This window comes from Paraburkholderia sp. SIMBA_030 (assembly GCF_046535245.1).
In the GTDB taxonomy this organism is placed as follows: domain Bacteria; phylum Pseudomonadota; class Gammaproteobacteria; order Burkholderiales; family Burkholderiaceae; genus Paraburkholderia.
On record NZ_JAWRXB010000203.1, the window covers coordinates 1 to 330 of the forward strand.

1 protein-coding gene is annotated in these 330 nt (G+C 62.4%); it reads right to left on the reverse strand.

Annotation, left to right across the window (positions count from 1 at the left end):
• A partial coding sequence (locus tag SB772_RS39675; RefSeq protein ID WP_410838476.1) for a hypothetical protein occupies positions 1-330 on the reverse strand: 330 nt, incomplete at both ends.

The following is a 330-nucleotide window of genomic DNA, read 5'->3' on the forward strand; positions in this document are numbered from 1 at the left end:
GCGGTTGTGCAAACACGGCCGCCGGCGTGTCGATAAACCGCATAGTATTCCTGAGTTTGTTTCGTGCAGCGGACGTCGATTGCAGCGCAATTGCGCGCGAATTCCGACGCATGCCGTCATGCGTTGCACGCGCGTTGCACCCGCATCGCACCGGCACCGCAGCACCGCCCGCCGTTTCGTAGTCGGGTTCCGCATCACGCAAGCGCGTTCTATACTCGTCGCGCAGTCTCCGACAGCCGTTCTCACCCAACATCCCGAAACAAGGAACGCCGATGCTGACTCGCTCCATCCTTTCCGCTGCCGCCTTCTCGCTCGCGGCCTGTGCAACCG